This window comes from Rhodococcoides kyotonense, assembly GCF_001645385.1.
Classification (GTDB): Bacteria; Actinomycetota; Actinomycetes; order Mycobacteriales; family Mycobacteriaceae; genus Rhodococcoides; species Rhodococcoides kyotonensis_B.
Window position 1 is genome coordinate 1 of record NZ_LVHI01000034.1, and the last position, 555, is coordinate 555.

General features: G+C 54.7%; 1 rRNA gene. It reads right to left on the minus strand.

What is annotated here, in order from left to right:
* Positions 1–555 (minus strand): 23S ribosomal RNA (locus tag A3K89_RS20835); the annotation flags it as partial.

The window sequence follows — 555 nt, forward strand, 5'->3', positions numbered from 1 at the left end:
TCGGCATTCGGAGTTTGGCTGATTTCGGTAAGCCGGTAAGCCCCCTAGACCATCCAGTAGCTCTACCTCCGACGAGAAACACGTGACGCTGCACCTARATGCATTTCGGGGAGAACCAGCTATCACGGAGTTTGATTGGCCTTTCACCCCTACCCACAACTCATCCCCTCAGTTTTCAACCTAAGTGGGTTCGGTCCTCCACGACGTCTTACCGTCGCTTCAACCTGGCCATGGGTAGATCACTCCGCTTCGGGTCTAGAACACGCCACTACACCACACAAGTGGATACGCCCTATTCGGACTCGCTTTCGCTACGGCTACCCCACACGGGTTAACCTCGCGACATGCCACTAACTCGCAGGCTCATTCTTCAAAAGGCACGCCATCACCCACAGTCACAAGTGACTCGCAGGCTCTGACGGATTGTAAGCGCACGGTTTCAGGTACTATTTCACTCCCCTCCCGGGGTACTTTTCACCTTTCCCTCACGGTACTAGTCCGCTATCGGTCACCAGGGAGTATTCAGGCTTATCGGGTGGTCCCGACAGATTCACA